Genomic DNA, 18,300 nt, shown 5'->3' with positions numbered 1-18,300 from the left:
GCCGCGGCGCTGGCTTCCCATTTGTCTCCAAGCGGGCCACCGCGGCTGGCAGGTCGCCGCTCCCTCTCGGGTCCGGTGCCTGCCTGATGCTGTTCACTCTTGAGTTCGCTCCCACTCCCTGACGGGTCTGGGCTGGATGGTGTTCTTCACGGCCTTGTGACGGTGAGCCCGGTGCCACTTTGCTCGTCAGCCTCTCGGCTGGCTCGCGGGTCCGGTGCCCGTGAAGTCCTGTCTCAATGAAGTTGTCTTGCATGGGCGGAGAGAATCGAACTCCCTTCGGCGGTTTTGGAAACCGCTGCCTCGACCAGTCGGCTTCGCCCATTCGTACGCGTTTGGACATGCAAAAGGGCCGCCCCATGAGGTGGTCTCCTCGCTGGAACGGCCCGTATGTCGGGTGCGAATATGCACCTACATACGGAGCTCCTGAACGAGGGACAGCCGCTTGTGGCTGCCGTTCACCGGCGAGGGCTCAATCCCGACGCGCTGCGCAAAGGCAGCACGAAGCTCACGATCGGCTGTCAAGCCGATCATGCATTCTGTGCTGCGATACGTACTCACGGATGAGACCTCTCAGATGTGGGGCGGGCTTGCCCTCTGACATCAACGGTAGGTGCTGACCGGTGATTCCTCCAAGCGAATTAACTCACTGCCGCGAAAGTCCTCGCCTGGAACAGAGCTCGAAGGTTTCGCATCCGATCAACCAGGCCCTTCCATGCGAACTGGTACGCGAGGCCCATCGCGATCGAGGCCAGCACCGCGAGCGCCGGTACGCGGTCTTCGAGGTACGGGTAAATCTGCCAATGCGTCAGGTAGATGTAGAGCGACGCAGCCGCAATGATGCCGACCGCTCGAGAGGCCGACCGAGGCATGCGGACCGCAGGCACCCAGATCAGTAGCAGGATGCCCGCGACAATGACTCCTTCGCGAAGAAGGTCATCGAAGAAGCCGACCGTTGCGACAGCAGCGAGGACCGAGACGGCGGCCCGCTGCAGGTGGGTGCGGGCGACCGCAACGACCCATCCGAGCATGAAGCACCAGAGCACGATCAACGGCGTGTAGCGCTCAGTCGCTCCCGCCTCGACGCCGGTTACGGCGTAGCGGACAGCCAGCGAGCCCACCAAGACCGCCATCGCAAACATGAACGGTGAGCGACGCTCGGTCCTATGAAGCCACGGGATCGCCAATGCGGCGAGGGCTATGAGCTGGGTCCAGATGATCGCCTCGAGGAACCAGAACTGCCATTGGACAGTCCACTGGTCACTGCCGACCAAACCGTTGAGGAAGAAGACGGTGCCGGGCTCGTACGTGCCGATCACCAGCGCTACAGCGCCGATCCAGACCATGCACGGCAGAGCCAGCTGCACCAACGATCCGACCCCGGACCTGAGCGTCTCGACTCCGCCTCGGCCGAGCTGGAACCGCGCGAAGTTGTAGCCGACCACAGCGAGCAGCAAGTGCGCCCCGCCAGGAACCGTCCAGAGGTTGCCGTGGGTGCCGACGATCAGCAGAATCGCGACGGCACGCAGCAGGATCGACATCTCCACACGTGTGCCGCGACGACGGCGCGACGGCGCCTGGACCAGCTCGGCAATCGTTCGACGATGCCAGTCCGAGGGAAGATCGATACCTTCGCCGGCCAGTTTTGTGGAGAGCTCGACGTACGACAGGGAGTCGCCCCGCAGGCTCGTGAAGCTGTCACCCGGTGCCGCATCGGGCCGCGCCAGCAACTCGGCGTACATATCGCGCACGACGTCGAGGCGGCTTCTGCACTTGTCCGATGCGCGCGCCGGTGTTCCAGCCGAGTCAAGCAGTCGGGCCTGGCGTCCAAGCGCGGCGTAGTCAGTCTTGCCGTTCGAGGTGCGCGGCATGTCTCGCAGTCGCCCAACACTCACGACGTGCTCTGGCAGACCACAGCGTTGCGCCACAACTGTGCGCGCATGTGCGACGTCGGCGTGCCAGTCCACGAATGCGTGGACGCGGTCGCCCACCGACACACACCGAGCGGAAAGCTCTTCGCCGAGCAGTGCGCATTCGACTTCGTCGAGATCAATCCGCAGTCCGAACACCTTGGAGATGCGACTGCGTCGACCGACCCATTCGTAGGATCCGTCGGCGTGTTGCCGCGCGAGGTCGCCGGTACGCAGCTCACTCAGCTCCGGCCCGTTCGCGAGGTCGGCCTGGGAAGTCGCGTAGCCCATCATCACGTTGGGCCCGCTGTAGACGAGCTCACCGACGGCGTCGTCCGTGGACTCCGGAACGTGGGCCAATCGGAACGACCCGCCGGGCACTGGAACGCCCAGCGCCGCAGGACGCTCGAGAGCAAGATCCGACGGCAGATAGGCCATCCGTGCGGTCGCCTCGGTCTGCCCATACATCGCGTAGAAGTCCCAACCACGTTCGCGACCGAGCTCGGCGTACGCGGCGATGCGCTCAGGAGCGAGTCGTCCGCCCGCCTGCGTGACGTGGCGCAGGGACGGCAGGTCGCGATCGGCGAAGTCCGTCGAGTCGAGCAGGTCGAACGTGTATGGCACGCCGGCGAACGATGTGGCCTGCTCCTCTGCGGCGAGCGTCCAGAGACATTCATCGACAACGGACAGGTCGGTGATCACCAGGCCAGCCCCACTGAGAACGTGGCTGTTGACCACCGAAAGTCCGTAGCAGTAGTGCATCGGCAAGGTTGTGATCGCGCGATCACCCTCACGGATGTCGAGGTACTCCGCGATGCAGCGGGCGTTGCTGACGACGTTGTCGAGCGACAGCCGGACCAGCTTGGGCGAACCCGTCGTGCCCGATGTCGACATGAGCAGCGCGAGGTCAGGGTGCAGCTCATGGCGCGAGTCTTCGCGGCGCTCCACAAAGCTGCCGTGCGCCGGATCGAAAACGACGTCCGGGTCGTACGCGTCGACGATCGAGTCGAGATTGACCGGGCTGTCTCCTGGCACGAGGAGCACGGCGTGTCCATGCGACATCGCTGCGAGGTACGCGGTCAGCGCTTCTGGCGTATTGGCTCCGCCGACGACGACGAGGCGCTTTTCGCCCGCGAGGACATCGCCGACAGCATCGATGCGGTCACCGAGTTCGGCAAACGTGACCGTGTTGCCGGGGGTGATCAGCGCTGGACGGTCGCCATTCGCACGAAGCGTGCCGAATGCATTGCTGGTGGTGATCACTGCGGTGCCGCCCCCAGCACCGAGCCAGTGCCACGGATCGAAATGCCGACAGCATCGCCGACTGCCGGCACGTCGGTGCCGGGTACGCGCGCTTCTACAGTCAGGGCGCTGTCGACGAGGATCAGCCGGACCGTGGCGTCATGACCGAAGAAGCTGACGTCCTCGACGATTGCCCGTACACCCGCCGTGCCGAGTACGAGCTGCTCAGGTCGTACGAGGACCTGAGCGGTGCCGCTCGACGTACCGGCCGGGATGCTGATGTCTCCCAGCGGAGTGCTGGCGACCTGCCCGGAGATCGCTGCGGGCAGGATCACGACGCTGCCAACGAAACCGGCGACCGCGGCGTCTACTGGTGCGCGGTAGAGCTCCTCGGGGCTCGCCAACTGGGCAACCCGACCGTCGCGCATGACGGCTACCTGGTCCGCGAGCGCCAAGGCTTCGTCCTGATCGTGCGTCACCAGGATCGCCGTCGCGTCCGCCGCCCGGAGCGCGCGGATGACCGCCTTGCCGGTCTCGACTCGCAGACCAGCATCGAGGGACGAGAAGGGCTCGTCCATCAGCACCATCGACGGGCGAGGCGCGAGTGCACGAGCCAGAGCGACGCGCTGCTGCTGGCCACCCGAAAGCTCATGCGGAAAGCGGCGCTTCAGTGACGGATCGAGATCGACCAGCTCAAGCATCTCGTCAACGTCGAATCCGCGGCGCCGCACACCGAACGCGATGTTGGCTGCGACGTTGAGGTGCGGGAACAGCGCACCCTCCTGCGGCACGTAACCAATGCCGCGGTGTTGCGGCGGGATTCCCCGGCCGCCGGTGACCAGGGAGGTGCCACCGAGGCTGATCGATCCGGCATCGGCGTCGAGGAAGCCCGCGATGATGCGGAGCAGTGTTGTCTTGCCGCCACCCGACGGGCCAAGCGCGGCGACGATCGATCCGTTCGGGATCTCGAGGTCGACCTGATCGAGTACGAGCTGATCTCCGAACGACTTCGAAACACCTCTGATCTTCAAACCGCTCATGCCTCCGCCTCCGTAGGAAAGGGCACGGTACGGAGGATCCGGCATGATCCCTGCCTCATGATGAGCTCGCTCCGCTCGCTCATGCCCCCACCCCCAAGGCTGGGCGGCGAGCCAGCAGATACGTCGCGGGCAGGGAGATCAGCACCATGAGCAGTGCGTACGGCGCCGCAGCTCCGTAGGCGACCGAGGAGGAGCTGGTCCAGAACTCGGTGGCGAGGGTCGTCGTTCCAATCGGCGACAGCAGCAGCGTCGCCGTGAGCTCGGTCGTCACAGCGAGGAAGACGAGCGCACAACCGGCGCCGATGCCCGGTGCGATGAGCGGAAGGGTGACGCGACGAGCAGTCGCGATCCGACCCATGCCCAGCCCGTGCGCGACGTCTTCGTAGACGGGCGGAGACTGCTCGGCCGCCGACCGCACGCTGACCAACGCTCGCGGGAGGAACATGATCGCGTACGCGGCGACCAGCAGCAGGTAGGTCTGATAGATGCCCGGCACGTAGCGGATCGACACCGTGACAAGTGCGAGCGCGACGACGATGCCGGGAAGAGCATTGGCCGTGTACGCACTGCGTTCGATCGACGTGGAGATCCTCGTACGGTGGCGCACCGAGAGCCATGCGACTGGCAGGGCGATCAGCACCGTGATCACTGCAGCGGCCAAGCCGAGCCCGATCGATGTGCCTGCCGCAGTGAGGATTTCGCCGACCGGGAAAGCCGTTGACGAGCCGACGACGAGCCAATGGATCAGGCTGTAAATCGGGACGCCCAATGACGCAGCCGACAACGCGACCAGCATCAGGAGTACGGGGACCCGGCGAGCGCCCAGTCGCACCGGTACGACATCCCTCTTGGCACCACTGCCGACGCGCGCGAGCCGACGATTGGATCGCAGACGCAGGTCCGCCATCAGCAACACCAGGCAGCACAACACGAGGACGGCCGCGATGACATTGGCGCCCGCGCTGTTGAACGACGACTTGTATTGGTCGTAGATCGCGGTCGTGAACGTCGGGAAGCGGAGCATCTGAAGGGCACCGAACTCAGACAGCATGTGGAGCCCCACCAACAGAGCACCGCCGATCATGGCGGGTCGCAGCTGCGGGAGGACGACTCGAACGAAGGTCCAGCCGGGTCCGAAGCCGAGCGACCGGGCTACTTCCTCCATGGCCGGGTCGAGTCCGCGAAGCGTGGCAGCGGTCGGCAGGTAGACGAGCGGGAAGTACGAGAGGGTCACGATCACCAACGCACCGGTGTAGCCCTCAACATCGGGTGTCAGCGAGGACCAGCCATAGCTGTTGACGAAGGCCGGGATTGCGAGAGGCGCTGCCGCGAGCACGTGCCACAGGTTGCGGGCGGGTACGTCCGTACGTTCGACGACCCACGCACAGCCGACGCCGAGCACCAGGCTCAGCAGGCAGCCACCAACGACGAGCCGCGACGTGTTCCAGAGGAGTTCGCCCATACGTGGGCGTACGAGCAGGTCCCACATTTCCTGGCCACCGAGAGAGGCCGCGTAGACGATGACGTAGCCGAGCGGGATGAGGGCGAACGCTGCCACCACGGCGGAAATGACGACAAGGGAGGGAGGAGCGCTGCTCCGCCTTCCCTGCCGTCGAGTTGCCACGAGCGTGTCGATCAGAGGAACCCGGCGTCTTGGAGCATCGCGATGACGTCGGGACCGTTCAACGCGGAAAGGTCGACGACCGGCGGATCGAGCTCCGACAGCGGCTTGACGCCACGGCCCAGGTCAACCGCCGGGTTGAGCGGGTACTCGAGCGCATAGCTGGCCGCGAGGGCCTTCTGCCCTCCCTCGCTCGCGAGGAAGGCGACGAACTTCTGCGCGTTGGCCGAGTGCTTGCTCGCCTTGAGAACTCCTGCACCCGAGACGCTGAGGAAGGCGCCAGGGTCCTGGTTGCCGAAGAAGTGAAGGGCCGAGTCATTGCTGTTCTCGCCCGATTCCTCCTGGTCGCGGTACCAGTAGTAGTGGTAGATCACGCCGGCGTCGATCGTGCCGGCGTTGACTTCCTTGAGGACGACATTGTTGCCCTGGTAGACCGTGCCGTTCGCCTTGAGGCCTTCGATCCACGCCTTCGTGGCCTTCTCACCCTTGAGCTGAAGGACGGCACTGACGATCGCCTGGAAGTCGGCACCGGTCGGAGAGAACGAGACCTTGCCCTTCCACCTCGGGTCGGCGAGATCGAGGAGAGATTTGGGCAGGTCTGCTTCGTCGACCTTGGCCTTGTTGTAGACCAGCACGGTCGATCGTGCAGTGAATCCCATCCACTGGCCGCTCTTGGCTTCGTACTGCGCGGGAACCAGTTCCAATGTCGAAGCATCGAGCTTGGCGAACAGGCCCTTGCTCTCAACCAGCGACATGGCCGGGGAGTTCTCGGTGAGGAAGACGTCGGCGGGCGACGAGCTGCCCTCCTGCACCAGTTGGTTGGCGAGCTCGAAATCACTGCCATTGCGGAGCTTGACCTTGATGCCGGTCTTCTTGGTGAACGCTGGGGCGAGATCCTGGAGCAGTTCTTCGTGCTGAGCGTTGTAGACCGTAATCGACGGTGCGTCGTCACCACCACATGCGGTGAGCATGGGCACGGTCAATGCTGCGACCACTGCAATTGCAAGGGTTTTGAGCCTCACGTACATCTCTCCTAAGCGTCAGGTGTGCCTAACCTTAGTAGAACGCCGGGGGTGCCTCCAAGCCAACCCTGTGTGAGATGGATCTAGGCGCGAGAGCGCCGCGACCAAACCAGGCGATGTGCCGTGGCGAACCACCTGCAAGAGATTCACAAGATCACAAAGAGGTGTACGTCATGCATGACTCCTTGCCAGAAATCGTCCGGCATTCCCACCGCACATTTGCCGATGAGATCGATGCCTCCGCCCATTCGACCTACGGCAAGGCAAGGACTGGCGACCTTGTTCAGAAGGCCGACGCATTCCTCATCCACGCCTGCCGGCACGTATCGTCTGTGTGCGCAGTTGTCCTCCCGACCGCAAGAAGGCGCCTTCCGGATGGCAAGCAGCGGGTCAAGGAATATGTGCATCAGCTCCGTCGTCTGGAGCGAGCCATCGCCCAGGCCAAGGGGCGCCTCTACGGTCAGTCGCGCTCAGTCCATTTGCCGTGGGCTGGCGTGTGGGCTCAGCTCTGCAGCGAGTTCAGGGAGCTGATGGCCCTTGAGCATCGGTTGATTGGTGACCTTGCCGTCGCGGTGGGTCCTCGTCTCGGTGGCCGCATCGCCTCACGCCTCCTGTCTGCCGAGGCATCCGGCCTGACCAGGCCGCACCCAAATTCTCCCCACACTGGCCCACTCTCGGGCATCGTCCGACGCATATGGATGCGGGCCGACACCTTCTGGGACCTGGCCGAAAACCGAATCGTCCTGAAGGCCGTCAACTAGGCCGACGCACGCGTTCTCCTGATGACGGCCATGCCGGCTGTTGTCAGGACTGCGCAAAGCACCAGCCAGGCGAGCGTGAGTGGACTTCCGCCATCGGGAAGTGTCGATGTCGCCCCGAGCTCAGCGCCCTCGGCAGAGGGCGTACCCGCTGCCGGGACCGACGCCGAGAACGAGTTGAGCTGCAAGACGGACGTCAGCGGTCGAGATGCAACCACCTGTTCATTGCCTGAGGTCGAGGACTCGGAGAGCGAGTCGTCGCCGTCGGAGCCACCTTCAGACCCCGGATCCGTCGGGCTAACCGCGCCGCCGGTGAGGGCCTGGTCCACACCTGAGACCAACGGAAGATCGCTCAGCGAGGTATGCCCGCCAAAAGTCGAATCGACGACTGAACTCAGTTGTCCAACCGGGCCGGCGACCTTCGGCGCGACAGCGGGCGACTGAGCCGGTGACGCGACCGCATCCACCGTCTTCTCGACAGTGTTGAGCAAGCCTGGCGAGTCATCGGAGGCGTAGGCCGGGGCGGCGATGACCGAGACCAAGAACGCGAGCACGAGGACAAGCGACCGGTTGGCAGTACGCATGGTGTTCCTTGCATGTGGTGGGAGTGCCTGAATCGTAGGCGTGTGGATGCCTTCGACGCCGGTGAATTCCCACATATCGAACACTCTTGACATGTTTGTGAGTGGTCACTAACTTAATTCCATGGCAACCGGAAAGCGTATGAAGGCAGCGGATCGCCGCATCCTGATCCTCGAGGCAGCTCAAGAGGAGTACGGCCGCGCAGGTATGCACGCCACCTCCGTCGAGGTCATCGCAGATCGGGCCGGAGTCTCCCAGCCGTACATCTTCCGGCTGTTCGGAACCAAGAACGACCTGATGGCCGCCGTGATCGAGCACCACACCGCAAAGCTGCGCCAAGCCTTCCGTGACGCTGTCGACCAGCGCGACCCCGAAACCTCCCCACTCGAGGCAATGGCGCTGGCGTACCTCGGCTTCATGAACGAAGACGTCAACTCCCTGCGCTGCCAGCTTCACACCTGGGCAGCCGCATCCGACCCGGCCATCAAGGACGTCGCCCAACGCACGTACCGCGAGATCTGGGAAGACATCGCTGAGTTGAGCGGTGCCACTGCTGACGAAGTCCGCGACTTCATGGGTCACGGAATGTTGCTCACCGTTCTTGCCTCACTCGACCTGACAGACCTGTTCGGCGACCCCCTCGCCGTAGTAAAGGAGTACTGATGTTTGCTGCACTCGCTCGTCTCGCCAACACGTATCCACGACGGGTACTCGCCATCACCGTGCTCTTCTTCGCTGTTGCCGGAGCGCTGGGCGGCCCAGTCGCCTCGCTGCTCAACAGCGACAACGACTCGTTCTCCGACACCGGCGCCGAGAGCGCGAAGGCGCTCGAACGGATCGAGAAGGCCTCAGGCGAGATGGCATCACCGGACCTCATCGCCGTCATGCCCGCCAAGGACACCGCGGCACTCGACGAAACGCTCTCGATCCTGAAGTCCGAGAAGAACGTCGCCCAAGTCGCTGGCGGACCCGACTCCGGTCCCGCGTTCGTCTCCAAGGACGGCAGCAAGACGTATGTCGTCGCGATCTACAAGTCGCACGGCGACCCCGACAGCACGACCGAGCACCTTCGCGACGAACTCGGCGAGGTCGATGGCGTCACGATCGGCGGATTCGGTCCGGCCTACCAGCAGGTCAATGAGCAGGTCGAAAGCGATCTGGTCAAGGCCGAGCTGATCGCCTTCCCACTGCTGTTCCTGGTGTCACTGTGGGTGTTCCGATCCGCTGTCGCCGCACTCCTGCCCCTCCTTGTCGGCGGCATCACGATCGTTGGCTCACTGCTGGTGGTCCGCGGCATCAACGAGTTCGTCGACATCTCGATCTTCGCGCTCAACCTGATCACCGGTCTCGGACTCGGTCTCGCGATCGACTATTCGTTGTTCCTCGTCTCGCGCTATCGAGAAGAGCTCGTACGTACGGGGCCCGGACCTGAGGCGATCCGCCGTACGATCGCCACTGCAGGTCGTACCGTCGTGTTCTCGGCGGTCACCGTCGCCGGCGCCGGACTCGCACTGCTGGTGTTCCCTCTGCGCTTCCTCTACTCGATGGGCATCGGCGTATCGATCGTCGCGCTCATGGCCGCAGCTGTGTCAGTCATCGTGCTTCCCGCTCTGTTCGCCGTGCTGCAGCACCGCGTCAACGCCGGCTCTCCCAAGCGTTGGCAGCGTGCACAGGCTGCCGAGATCGCGGCCGAGAAGCACGGCTTCTGGTACCAGCTTTCGAAGTTCGTCATGCGCTTCCCGATCGCGATCGCACTGACCGGTACGGCAATCCTGCTCGCGCTCGGATCACCATTCCTCGGCGTGAAGTTCACCGGCGTCGACGCGACAGTGTTGCCGAAGGATGCGTCGGCCCACGTGGTCGACACGACCCTGCGGACCGAGTTCGTCGGCGCTGAGTCCCTACCGATCATCGTCGCCTTGCCCGCCGCCGAGTCAGACACTGCCGAAGTCACCGCGTACGCCAGCCAGCTGGGCGAACTGGACAGCGCAGCGGCCGTCAGTGAACCCCGCTACCGCGGTGGCGACACCTGGCAGATCGACGTCAGCTCGAAGTTCCCGACGATGGACGAGAAGTCGCTCGACCTTGTGACCGAGATCCGAGAGCTCAAGGCGCCTGAGCCCGTGTTGGTGGGTGGTGCAGCCGCAGAGCAGGTCGACCAGGTACACGCGATCAAGGCTGGCGTTCCGCTCGCGATGCTGATCCTCGTCATCGTCACGTTCATCACCCTGTTCCTGATGACTGGATCGGTCGTGCTCCCGATCAAGGCTCTGATCATGAACGTCCTGACCATCACCGCGACGTTCGGCATCTTGGTGCTGATCTTTCAGGAAGGCCGATTCCAGGGACCTCTCGACTACGTAAGTCAGGGCGCCCTCGAGTCGACGCAGCCGGTGTTCCTGTTCGCGGTCGTCTTCGGCCTCTCCACCGACTACGCGGTTTTCCTGCTGACGCGTATCAAGGAAGCCCGCGACGCCGGTGCCGGAGAGCGCGAGTCGGTGGCACTCGGCCTGCAACGTACGGGTCGCATCGTCACCGCGGCGGCGCTGCTGTTCGCCGTCGCTCTCGGCTCGTTCGCGACGTCGGAGATCATCTTCATCAAGCAGCTCGGTATCGGTACGGCTGCGGCAGTCCTGATCGACGCAACCATTGTCCGCGCGATGTTGGTTCCATCGCTGATGGCCCTGCTCGGCAAGCGCAACTGGTGGGCACCGAAACCGCTGCGCAAGCTGCACGACCGCATCGGCCTCTCCGAGGGCGAGCCGGATGAGCTCGAGCCCGTGAAGGTCTAGTTCTGGAACGCACGAACGGCCCGACACGAGCCAGATACATGCTGTGGTCGGGCCGTTCGTGATGTGAGCCTTAGATCAGGCCCTTTGCCGTCAGCCATTCCTTGGCGAGAACCGCGGGAGCCGTCTTGTCGGGGCCCTGGTTCTTGCTGTTGAGGTCGAGCAGATCAGCAGTGGTGAGCTGTGCCGAGATGGCGTCCAGGACGTCCTCGACCGTGTCCGTTGCCTTGTCATCGTTGATCAGCGGGATGACCTGCTGAGCGGCGATGAGGTTCTCGGGATCCTCGAGGGTCACGAGCTTGTTGGCGAGGATCGACGGAGTCGTCGAGTAGATGTCAGCCACATCGATGTCACCATCGAGCAGCGACTTCAGCGTCTTGGGACCGCCGCCGTCACCGATCGGGACGAACTTGATGCCCGTGATTCCGTAGACCTTTTCGAGTCCGGGGATGCCGTAAGCGCGCTCCTTGAACTCCGGATTGGCGCCGAGCGTCAGACCCTTCACATTCTTGAGGTCAGCGATCGTCTTCACGCTGTTCTCTGATGCGAACTCGGGCGTGACATTGAGCGAGTCCTTGTCTTCTGCCTTCGCAGCGTCAAGCACCTCGAGGTTGTCGGGGAGGGCATCGTCGAGAGCATCTTCGATGTCTTCTTCCGACGTCGCAGTCGCCTTGGGGTCAAGGTAGGACAGCAGGTTGCCGGAGTACTCAGGCAGCAAGTCGATCTCGCCATTCTTGAGCGCCGGAATGTACGCCTCGCGGGCGCCGATGTTGAGCTTCTTGGTGACCTTGATGCCCTTGGCCTCGAGACCCTGCGCATAGATCTCAGCGATGATCTCGTTCTCGGGGAACGCCGCCGATCCGATCGTGATCGAGTCGGACGCAGCCTTGTCGCCGTCGGTCGGATCGCTGCCACACGCGGCAAGCGAAAGACCCAGAGCAGCGACTGCAGCGCCAACGGTGAGTTTCTTGATGGACATTTTTCTCCTTGGTGGGGGTTGGGTTAAGCAGAGGTGGGACTGAGAGCTGGGCGGGAGCCGAGCACGGCACGCTGGATCAGGACGAAGATTCCGTCGAGTATCAGCGCGAGAACGATGACCACGACAGAGCCTGCGACAACGCGTGGGTAGTCGGAAAGGGCAAGGCCGTCGATCAAGTAGCGGCCGAGTCCGCCAGGACCGGGGACGAACGCGGCAACCGTCGCCGTGGCGACGACCTGGAGCGTGGCCGAGCGGAAGCCGCCGACGATCAAAGGGAGGGCCAATGGCGCCTCGACCTTGGTGAGCACTTGCCACTCGGTCATCCCGATCGCGCGGGCAGCGTCGATCGTCTGGCGATCCACCGACTCAAGTCCTGCATAAGCGCCAGCGAGCAAAGGTGGGATCGCGAGGAGCACGAGCGTGAAGATCGCCGCCTTGATGCCGATCCCGGTGAACAGCGACGCGTACGTCAGGACACCCAGCGTCGGCAAGGCCCTGAGCACACCCGAAGAGACGACGGCGAGACCGCGCAAGCGTCCGGTGTGACCGATCCACAGACCGATCGGAATTGCGATCGCCGCGGCGATGACGACGGTGAGTCCGGTGTAGCCGAGATGCTGAACCAGACGGTGCGGAACACCGTCTTCGCCCGACCAGTGCGCGGAGTCCGAGAACCAGTCGATCGTGTCGTTGACAACGCTCATGCGCGACCACTCCGCAAGCGCACCGAGATCGGGGCGCGGGTGGGAGTCCGAGCGGCTCGCACCCATGGCATCAACAGTCGTCCGGCCAACACGAGCAGCGCGTCGAACAAGAGTGCAACGGCGACGATCCCGACGACCCCGGTCAAGATCTCAGGGTTGTTGTCTGTGCGGTAGCCCTCGGTGAACAACGAGCCGAGATTGCTGACGCCGATCAAGGCCCCGACGCTCACAAGGCTCACGGTGCTCACCGCGACTACACGCAGACCCGCGAGCAGGACGGGACCGGCCAGCGGAAGCTCGACGCGGAAGGCCCTGCCCACAGCCGAGAATCCCGACGCCGTTGCGGCATCAAGCACCGCCGGTGCCACCGACTCGAACGCGTCTGCCGATGACCGCACCATGATCGCGACGGCATAGACCGTCAGTGCCACGACGACGTTGATCGGATCCAAAAAGCCGGTGCCAATGATGCTGGGCAAAATCAGGAAGAACGCCAGCGACGGGATGGTGTAGAGGATTCCGCTGACGCTGAGTATGAAGCCCCGGAGCCTGCGGTGCCGATTGGCGTACCAGCCGATCGGCAATGCGATGAGGAACCCGAGCAGGATCGGCAAGCCGCTCAACCACAGGTGGTCGAGTAGCAGGTCGATGACCTTGTCCCAGTTGGCGTTGAGCCACTTCATGGGTTGAGCACTCCGGTGACTTTGCCCGTCTCGTCCACGACGATGCTCGTGCCGTCGCGGTCCTCGACGTGCAGTTTGCGGTGCCCCTTGTCGAGACCCACGAAGCTCCGTACGAAATCGTTGGCTGGCTCGGCAAGGATTTCGGCGGGCGAACCAACCTGCGCGATGTGGCCGCCCGTCTTGAGGATGACGACCTGGTCGCCAAGCAAGAAGGCTTCATCGATGTCGTGCGTGACGAAGACGATCGTCTTGTCGAGCTCACGCTGAAGCCGAAGGAGCTCCTGCTGCAGCTCGTCGCGGACGATCGGATCGACGGCACCGAACGGCTCGTCCATCAGCAGGATGTTGGGATCGGTCACGAGACCGCGAGCAACACCTACGCGCTGCTGCTGACCTCCGGAGAGCTGCGTCGGGTACTTCGTCGCGACCGACGCATCGAGGCCAACTGTCTCGAGCACCGCGTACGAACGCTCTCGCGCTTCCTTCTTGTCGACGCCATTGAGACGCAGCACTGCGCCGACGTTGTCGATGACCTTGCGATGTGGGAGCAGGCCGGCGTGCTGCATCACGTATCCGATGCTGCGGCGCAGCTGGACGCGGTTGCGGGTCGCGATGTCGACGTCGTCGATCAGCACCTGACCTGCGGACGGCTCAACCATCCGGTTGACCATGCGAAGGAGTGTTGTCTTGCCACATCCGGACGAGCCAACGAACACGGTCGTGGTCTGCGAAGGGAGAACGAGGCTGAAGTCGCTCACCGCTTCCGTCCCGTCAGCGAACGTCTTGCTGATGGAGCGGTATTCGATCATGCGGTCCTCCGCGTTACGCACAGTGTGGGCAGGGGCGTTGGTAGGCAATCAACAGACTCGGGACAGTCTTGCCCGTGTCTGGTCAGTCGGCAATGCGAATGGGCAGTCATCTCAGGGCGAGGTTGGCGCCGCGACGACATGCTCGACAGCCGTCGGACCAGCCACAACGGGCAGCCCGGCGTCACGCCAGGCGTGGATGCCGCCTGCGATGTCACTCGCCGGAAGCCCCAGCGATGTGAGCGCTGATGCCGCCAACGATGAGGTGTAGCCCTCGGTGCAAACCACGATCCACTCCTGACCAGCCTGCGCGAACGGCAGGCTCGCGCCTGACTCGGGATGCAGACGCCATTCCAGATGATTGCGTTCAACTACGACAGAACCAGGAATCTCTCCATCTGATTCCCGTTGCCACTCAGGTCGTATGTCAACGATCAGCGCTCCAGAGGCAACGCGCTCGGACGCCTCGTGCGGTTCGAGGCGTTCGATTGAGGCACGCGATGCTTCGAGAAGTTCGTCGACGGACGCATACGTCATGGCACGCTCCGTCATTTCACAGCGTGCAGTGTCGGGGCGGGCTCTTCGGGATCGTCGGTCCAGACCGAGGCGAGCTTGATGAGCTGGCTGCCCTCAGTGTCGTAGTAGTTCATCAGCGAGAGGGGCGGCGAGTACGCGTGCACGCTCACGGCTGTTTCGGCAGCGATGTTCCGCACGTCGTGCACGTAGTGCTCACCGAAGACGACGGTGTCGCCCTCGGTTCGAGGCGTCTCGGCCAGCTTCTCGACGCCGGGAGTCCAGATCGTCTCGCTCAGTTCACCGCTGACGACCGTGAAGGCGCCCGAGGAGCCGCCGTGGTCGTGCAGTTGGGTGCCTTGGTCCGTCGTCCAGCTGATCAACCAGATGTCGATCTGGTCGTCGCGGTGCAGGCGTGCGTGCCACCGCTCGTCGGCGTCCGCCTCGACGGCATAGTGGCCGGCACGAACATCCTCAGCCACACAGCTCGTCCACTCCACCAGCTGCGCAAGTGAGAGTGGGGACGGAATGGCGTGTGCGGTCATGCCTTCATACAAGCCATTTCCGCCTGTGCTGTGGGAACGGTTCACCCTTCGGACGTCTGCGACAAAAGTGGTCGTGATGAGGTAACGGCAGGCCTTCAACGGGACACCAACCCGTTTTGTTTCGTCGACCGCCGGTGCGTTACAGTTGCGTCTGCTCCTTCGCGGAGTTGCCACGAGGCCCCGTGGCGCAGTTGGTTAGCGCGCCGCCCTGTCACGGCGGAGGTCGCCGGTTCGAGTCCGGTCGGGGTCGCCACCTTGAAGCTCCCCGCATCTGATGCCAGATGCGGGGTTTTTCTTGCCCCAATCCGATTTCTGACGGGTCAAGTCAGTGCGATAAGGTGATCGTCGCCCTCTCCGCCGTTACGGGGGAAGGCACGGCCAGGTAGCTCAGTTGGTACGAGCATCCGCCTGAAAAGCGGAGGGTCGCCGGTTCGACCCCGGCCCTGGCCACAAAACAGCGGGCCACAGGCTCCGAATGCGGGTCACGACACAACGTCGTGGCCCGCATGTTTTTGTAGCCAGGGCCGGGTCGAGCGGCCGTGTGCCTGGTGTCCCATAGCAAACTGGGACATACGTACGACTTCTGGGTGAATCTCCTTTAGGATCGAGCCATGACTGACATCTCCGGCAAGCTCGTGCTCGTCACCGGCGCAGCCAGCGGTATCGGCCGTGCGACCGCTGAGGTCGCCGCCGAGCGTGGCGCGCGAGTCGTGCTGACCGACATCAACCCCCTCGACGAGACCATCGCGACGATCAAGGCCGCTGGCGGAGACGTCGCGTATGCGAAGTCGCTCGACATCACCGACGTCGACGCCGTGATGGCATTCGCCCAGGAAGTCCATGACGCCCACGGTTCAGTCGATGTCGTCATGAATGTCGCCGGCATCTCGGCCTGGGGCACTGTCTCCGCGCTCGAGCACAAGCACTGGCGCAGCATGGTCGAGGTCAACCTGATGGGCCCGATCCACATCATCGAGGCCTTCGTGCCTGCAATGGTCGATGCCGGTCGAGGCGGCCACCTGGTCAACGTCTCGTCAGCTGCCGGACTCATTGGTATGCCGTGGCACGCGGCGTACTCGGCCAGCAAATTCGGCCTGCGCGGCGTCTCCGAGGTACTGCGCTTCGATCTACGACGTCATGGCATCCGGGTCAGCCTGGTCTGCCCAGGCGGCGTCGACACAGGACTGACCGAGACGATCGAGGTTGCCGGCGTCGACAAGGCCGGCAAGGCATTCAAGAAGGCACAGGCGCATTTCAAGAAACGTGCGGTGACGCCCAACCATGCTGCCCGGGCGATCCTGCGGGGCGTGAAGCGCAACCGCTACATGGTCTACACGTCGCCCGACATCTTCCTGGCCTTCACGCTGCAGCGCGCCTTCCCGCCGGGCTACTCCCTGGCGATGCGCATCTTCAACAAGGTTGCCAACAAGGTTCTGCCCGAAGCCGAGAAGGCGCGGGCGATCCGATGAGCGAACCTCGCATCACATCAGGCAACTGGCGCCAGACGAGCCCGTTCATCAAGGGGTTCAGCAAGCTGGCTGGCAGATCGATGGGTACTGAGCCACCGCAGGTGTTCCTGGTGCTCGGCCGCACCAAGCGGCTGTTCTGGGGATGGCTGATGTTTGCCGGCGGTCTAATGCCGGGCGGCAAGCTGCCTCGTCGCGAGACCGAGCTGATCATCCTCCGCGTCGCGACCCTGGCCGGTAGCGCGTACGAGCGCGCCCACCACGAGCGCATCGGCGCACGGGCCGGCGTGACGCCGGAGGATCTCGCCGCTGTCACCGTTGGCCCGACTGACAAGCACTGGAATGCTCGTGAGGTTGCGCTGCTGACCGCTGTCGACGAACTCCACGACAAGAAGGACCTCAGCGATGCCAGCTGGGCCGCGCTCCGTGAGCATCTCGACGAGCGACGCTCCGTCGAGTTCCTGCTCCTGACTGGCCACTACGAGATGCTCGCAACGGCGCTCAACACCCTGCGGATCGAGCCCGACCCGCCCCGCAAGAGGCGTTAAAGCGAGGCGATCAAAGCCTCGACTCGCCCCTTGATCTCGTCGCGAATCGGCCGTACGGCCTCGACACCCTGACCGGCCGGATCGTCGAGCACCCAGTCCTCGTAGCGCTTGCCGGGATAGAACGGGCACTCGTCGCCGCAGCCCATCGTGATCACCACGTCGGCCGTCTGGACAGCACTGTCCGTCAAGAGCTTCGGCTGCTCGGTCGCTATGTCGATGCCAACTTCAGCCATCGCTTCAACCGCCGCAGGGTTGACCGAATCCGCGGGCTGCGATCCTGCCGACAGTACCTCGATGCGCCCCTCACCCAGATGCTGCAAGAAGCCCGCAGCCATCTGTGAGCGGCCAGCGTTGTGGACGCATACGAACAAGACCGTTGGTTTCACGGCATCTCCTTGAGTGATCGTGCGAGAACGATAGCGATGGCGCCCCCCAGCAGTTGTGCGAGCACAAACCACGGGACGTCTTCCCAACGGATCCCCGAGAAGGAGTCCGTGAGTGCTCGAGCGATCGTCACGGCTGGGTTTGCGAAGGACGTGGACGAAGTGAAGAAGTAGGCCGCGCCGATCCAGGCCGGCACAGCCACGGCGACGACCTCGCGAGATGCCAGCAGGACGACCAGCACGAGACCCGCGGTGGCGATGATCTCGCCGAGCCACAGCCCCGCTTCGGACCGATCACCGTCGAAGGTCGAGACCAGCGATCGGTCGTACATCGCGTGGGAGATCAGAGTGCCGAGCGCGCCCCCGGCGACCTGAGCGACGACGTACGCGCCAGCGAGACCGACGGACAGGTCTCGGCGTACAAGCATCACGGCGCTCACGACCGGGTTGAAATGGGCGCCACTGATCGGCAGGAACAGCGCAATGAGGACACCGAGGGCCAGCACCGTCGCAACGGCGTTGATCAGGAGCTGGAGTCCGATGTCAGCCGTGAGTCGTTGGGCGGCAATGCCAGAACCAACGACGGCCATGATGAGGATGGCGGTCCCCACGAACTCGGCGAAGACCGCCCTCCTCGAGTTCAGCAACAACCGCATTCGCAGCCACCCATGACACTGTCCTTTCATCGACGTTGTTCGATGTAAGCGTGCCC

At 63.8% G+C, this 18,300-nt stretch carries 19 protein-coding genes and 3 tRNA genes; 7 read left to right on the top strand and 15 right to left on the bottom strand.

Annotated elements, in window-relative coordinates:
* Positions 1-250: 250 nt before the first annotated feature.
* The 6 genes from J2X11_RS03565 to J2X11_RS03540 form a co-directional block, all read right to left on the bottom strand.
* A tRNA-Trp gene (locus J2X11_RS03565) sits at positions 251-322 on the bottom strand.
* Positions 323-408: 86 nt separating this feature from the next.
* A complete protein-coding gene (locus J2X11_RS03560; RefSeq protein WP_309966841.1) occupies positions 409-531 on the bottom strand; it encodes a hypothetical protein in 123 nt (40 codons plus the stop codon).
* 107 nt (positions 532-638) lie between these two features.
* Positions 639-3,170, bottom strand: coding sequence for an AMP-binding protein (locus tag J2X11_RS03555; RefSeq protein WP_309966838.1), 2,532 nt, complete (start codon positions 3,168-3,170; stop codon positions 639-641).
* Positions 3,167-4,189, bottom strand: a complete 1,023-nt coding sequence (locus tag J2X11_RS03550; protein WP_309966835.1) for an ABC transporter ATP-binding protein — start codon at positions 4,187-4,189, stop codon at positions 3,167-3,169. Before J2X11_RS03550 ends, J2X11_RS03555 begins: the two co-directional genes overlap by 4 nt.
* 79 nt (positions 4,190-4,268) lie before the next feature.
* Entirely contained in the window at positions 4,269-5,750 is a 1,482-nt protein-coding gene (locus tag J2X11_RS03545) for an ABC transporter permease (RefSeq protein WP_309966833.1), read from the bottom strand.
* Positions 5,751-5,824: 74 nt separating this feature from the next.
* Positions 5,825-6,838: an iron ABC transporter substrate-binding protein gene (locus J2X11_RS03540; protein WP_309966831.1), complete on the bottom strand. Its 1,014-nt coding sequence runs from the start codon at positions 6,836-6,838 to the stop codon at positions 5,825-5,827.
* Between the two features lie 167 nt (positions 6,839-7,005).
* On the opposite strand from J2X11_RS03540, the gene J2X11_RS03535 reads away from it, so the two are divergent.
* A complete protein-coding gene (locus J2X11_RS03535) occupies positions 7,006-7,593 on the top strand; it encodes a hypothetical protein (protein ID WP_309966829.1) in 588 nt (195 codons plus the stop codon).
* Here the strand turns inward: J2X11_RS03535 and J2X11_RS03530 are convergent.
* Complete coding sequence (locus tag J2X11_RS03530; protein ID WP_309966827.1) at positions 7,590-8,174, bottom strand: hypothetical protein; 585 nt, start codon at positions 8,172-8,174, stop codon at positions 7,590-7,592. The genes J2X11_RS03535 and J2X11_RS03530 overlap by 4 nt on opposite strands.
* A 121-nt stretch (positions 8,175-8,295) precedes the next feature.
* Here J2X11_RS03530 and J2X11_RS03525 point away from each other — a divergent pair, with 121 nt between their 5' ends.
* Both J2X11_RS03525 and J2X11_RS03520 read left to right on the top strand, forming a co-directional pair.
* A complete protein-coding gene (locus J2X11_RS03525; RefSeq protein WP_309966825.1) occupies positions 8,296-8,835 on the top strand; it encodes a TetR/AcrR family transcriptional regulator in 540 nt (179 codons plus the stop codon).
* Positions 8,835-10,964 carry an MMPL family transporter gene (locus tag J2X11_RS03520; protein WP_309966823.1) on the top strand — a complete coding sequence of 710 codons (2,130 nt, stop codon included), beginning with the start codon at positions 8,835-8,837 and terminating at the stop codon, positions 10,962-10,964. The genes J2X11_RS03525 and J2X11_RS03520 overlap by 1 nt, the downstream gene beginning before the upstream one ends.
* 70 nt (positions 10,965-11,034) lie before the next feature.
* Here the strand turns inward: J2X11_RS03520 and J2X11_RS03515 are convergent, their stop codons facing one another.
* The 6 genes from J2X11_RS03515 to J2X11_RS03490 all read right to left on the bottom strand — a co-directional run bounded on the left by J2X11_RS03515 (position 11,035) and on the right by J2X11_RS03490 (position 15,191).
* On the bottom strand, positions 11,035-11,940 hold the full coding sequence (locus J2X11_RS03515) for an ABC transporter substrate-binding protein (protein WP_309966820.1): 906 nt from the start codon (positions 11,938-11,940) through the stop codon (positions 11,035-11,037).
* Between the two features lie 23 nt (positions 11,941-11,963).
* Positions 11,964-12,644, bottom strand: a complete 681-nt coding sequence (locus J2X11_RS03510) for an ABC transporter permease (RefSeq protein ID WP_309966818.1) — start codon at positions 12,642-12,644, stop codon at positions 11,964-11,966.
* Positions 12,641-13,327 carry an ABC transporter permease gene (locus J2X11_RS03505; protein WP_309966816.1) on the bottom strand — a complete coding sequence of 229 codons (687 nt, stop codon included), beginning with the start codon at positions 13,325-13,327 and terminating at the stop codon, positions 12,641-12,643. Before J2X11_RS03505 ends, J2X11_RS03510 begins: the two co-directional genes overlap by 4 nt.
* Positions 13,324-14,136 (bottom strand): ABC transporter ATP-binding protein, encoded by an 813-nt coding sequence (locus tag J2X11_RS03500; protein WP_309966814.1) that lies wholly within the window; start codon positions 14,134-14,136, stop codon positions 13,324-13,326. The genes J2X11_RS03505 and J2X11_RS03500 overlap by 4 nt, the downstream gene beginning before the upstream one ends.
* 111 nt (positions 14,137-14,247) lie before the next feature.
* On the bottom strand, positions 14,248-14,670 hold the full coding sequence (locus J2X11_RS03495) for a rhodanese-like domain-containing protein (RefSeq protein ID WP_309966812.1): 423 nt from the start codon (positions 14,668-14,670) through the stop codon (positions 14,248-14,250).
* Positions 14,671-14,681: 11 nt separating this feature from the next.
* A complete protein-coding gene (locus J2X11_RS03490; RefSeq protein ID WP_309966811.1) occupies positions 14,682-15,191 on the bottom strand; it encodes a cysteine dioxygenase in 510 nt (169 codons plus the stop codon).
* Between the two features lie 176 nt (positions 15,192-15,367).
* On the opposite strand from J2X11_RS03490, the gene J2X11_RS03485 reads away from it, so the two are divergent.
* The 4 genes from J2X11_RS03485 to J2X11_RS03470 all read left to right on the top strand — a co-directional run bounded on the left by J2X11_RS03485 (position 15,368) and on the right by J2X11_RS03470 (position 17,205).
* Positions 15,368-15,444, top strand: a tRNA-Asp gene (locus J2X11_RS03485).
* A 123-nt stretch (positions 15,445-15,567) separates the two neighbouring features.
* A tRNA-Phe gene (locus tag J2X11_RS03480) sits at positions 15,568-15,641 on the top strand.
* 161 nt (positions 15,642-15,802) lie between these two features.
* On the top strand, positions 15,803-16,660 hold the full coding sequence (locus J2X11_RS03475) for an SDR family oxidoreductase (RefSeq protein ID WP_309966809.1): 858 nt from the start codon (positions 15,803-15,805) through the stop codon (positions 16,658-16,660).
* Positions 16,657-17,205 carry a carboxymuconolactone decarboxylase family protein gene (locus tag J2X11_RS03470; protein ID WP_309966807.1) on the top strand — a complete coding sequence of 183 codons (549 nt, stop codon included), beginning with the start codon at positions 16,657-16,659 and terminating at the stop codon, positions 17,203-17,205. The genes J2X11_RS03475 and J2X11_RS03470 overlap by 4 nt, the downstream gene beginning before the upstream one ends.
* On the opposite strand, the gene J2X11_RS03465 is transcribed toward J2X11_RS03470, so the two are convergent.
* Both J2X11_RS03465 and J2X11_RS03460 read right to left on the bottom strand, forming a co-directional pair.
* A complete protein-coding gene (locus tag J2X11_RS03465; protein WP_309966806.1) occupies positions 17,202-17,591 on the bottom strand; it encodes an arsenate reductase ArsC in 390 nt (129 codons plus the stop codon). The genes J2X11_RS03470 and J2X11_RS03465 overlap by 4 nt on opposite strands.
* Complete coding sequence (locus J2X11_RS03460; protein WP_309966805.1) at positions 17,588-18,244, bottom strand: MIP/aquaporin family protein; 657 nt, start codon at positions 18,242-18,244, stop codon at positions 17,588-17,590. The genes J2X11_RS03465 and J2X11_RS03460 overlap by 4 nt, the downstream gene beginning before the upstream one ends.
* Positions 18,245-18,300: the final 56 nt, after the last annotated feature.

Origin of the sequence: Aeromicrobium panaciterrae (assembly GCF_031457275.1) — a bacterium.
Lineage (GTDB): Bacteria > Actinomycetota > Actinomycetes > Propionibacteriales > Nocardioidaceae > Aeromicrobium > Aeromicrobium panaciterrae_A.
The sequence above is the reverse complement of the archived record's forward strand: the minus strand, read 5'-3'. Positions and strand labels throughout refer to the sequence as shown.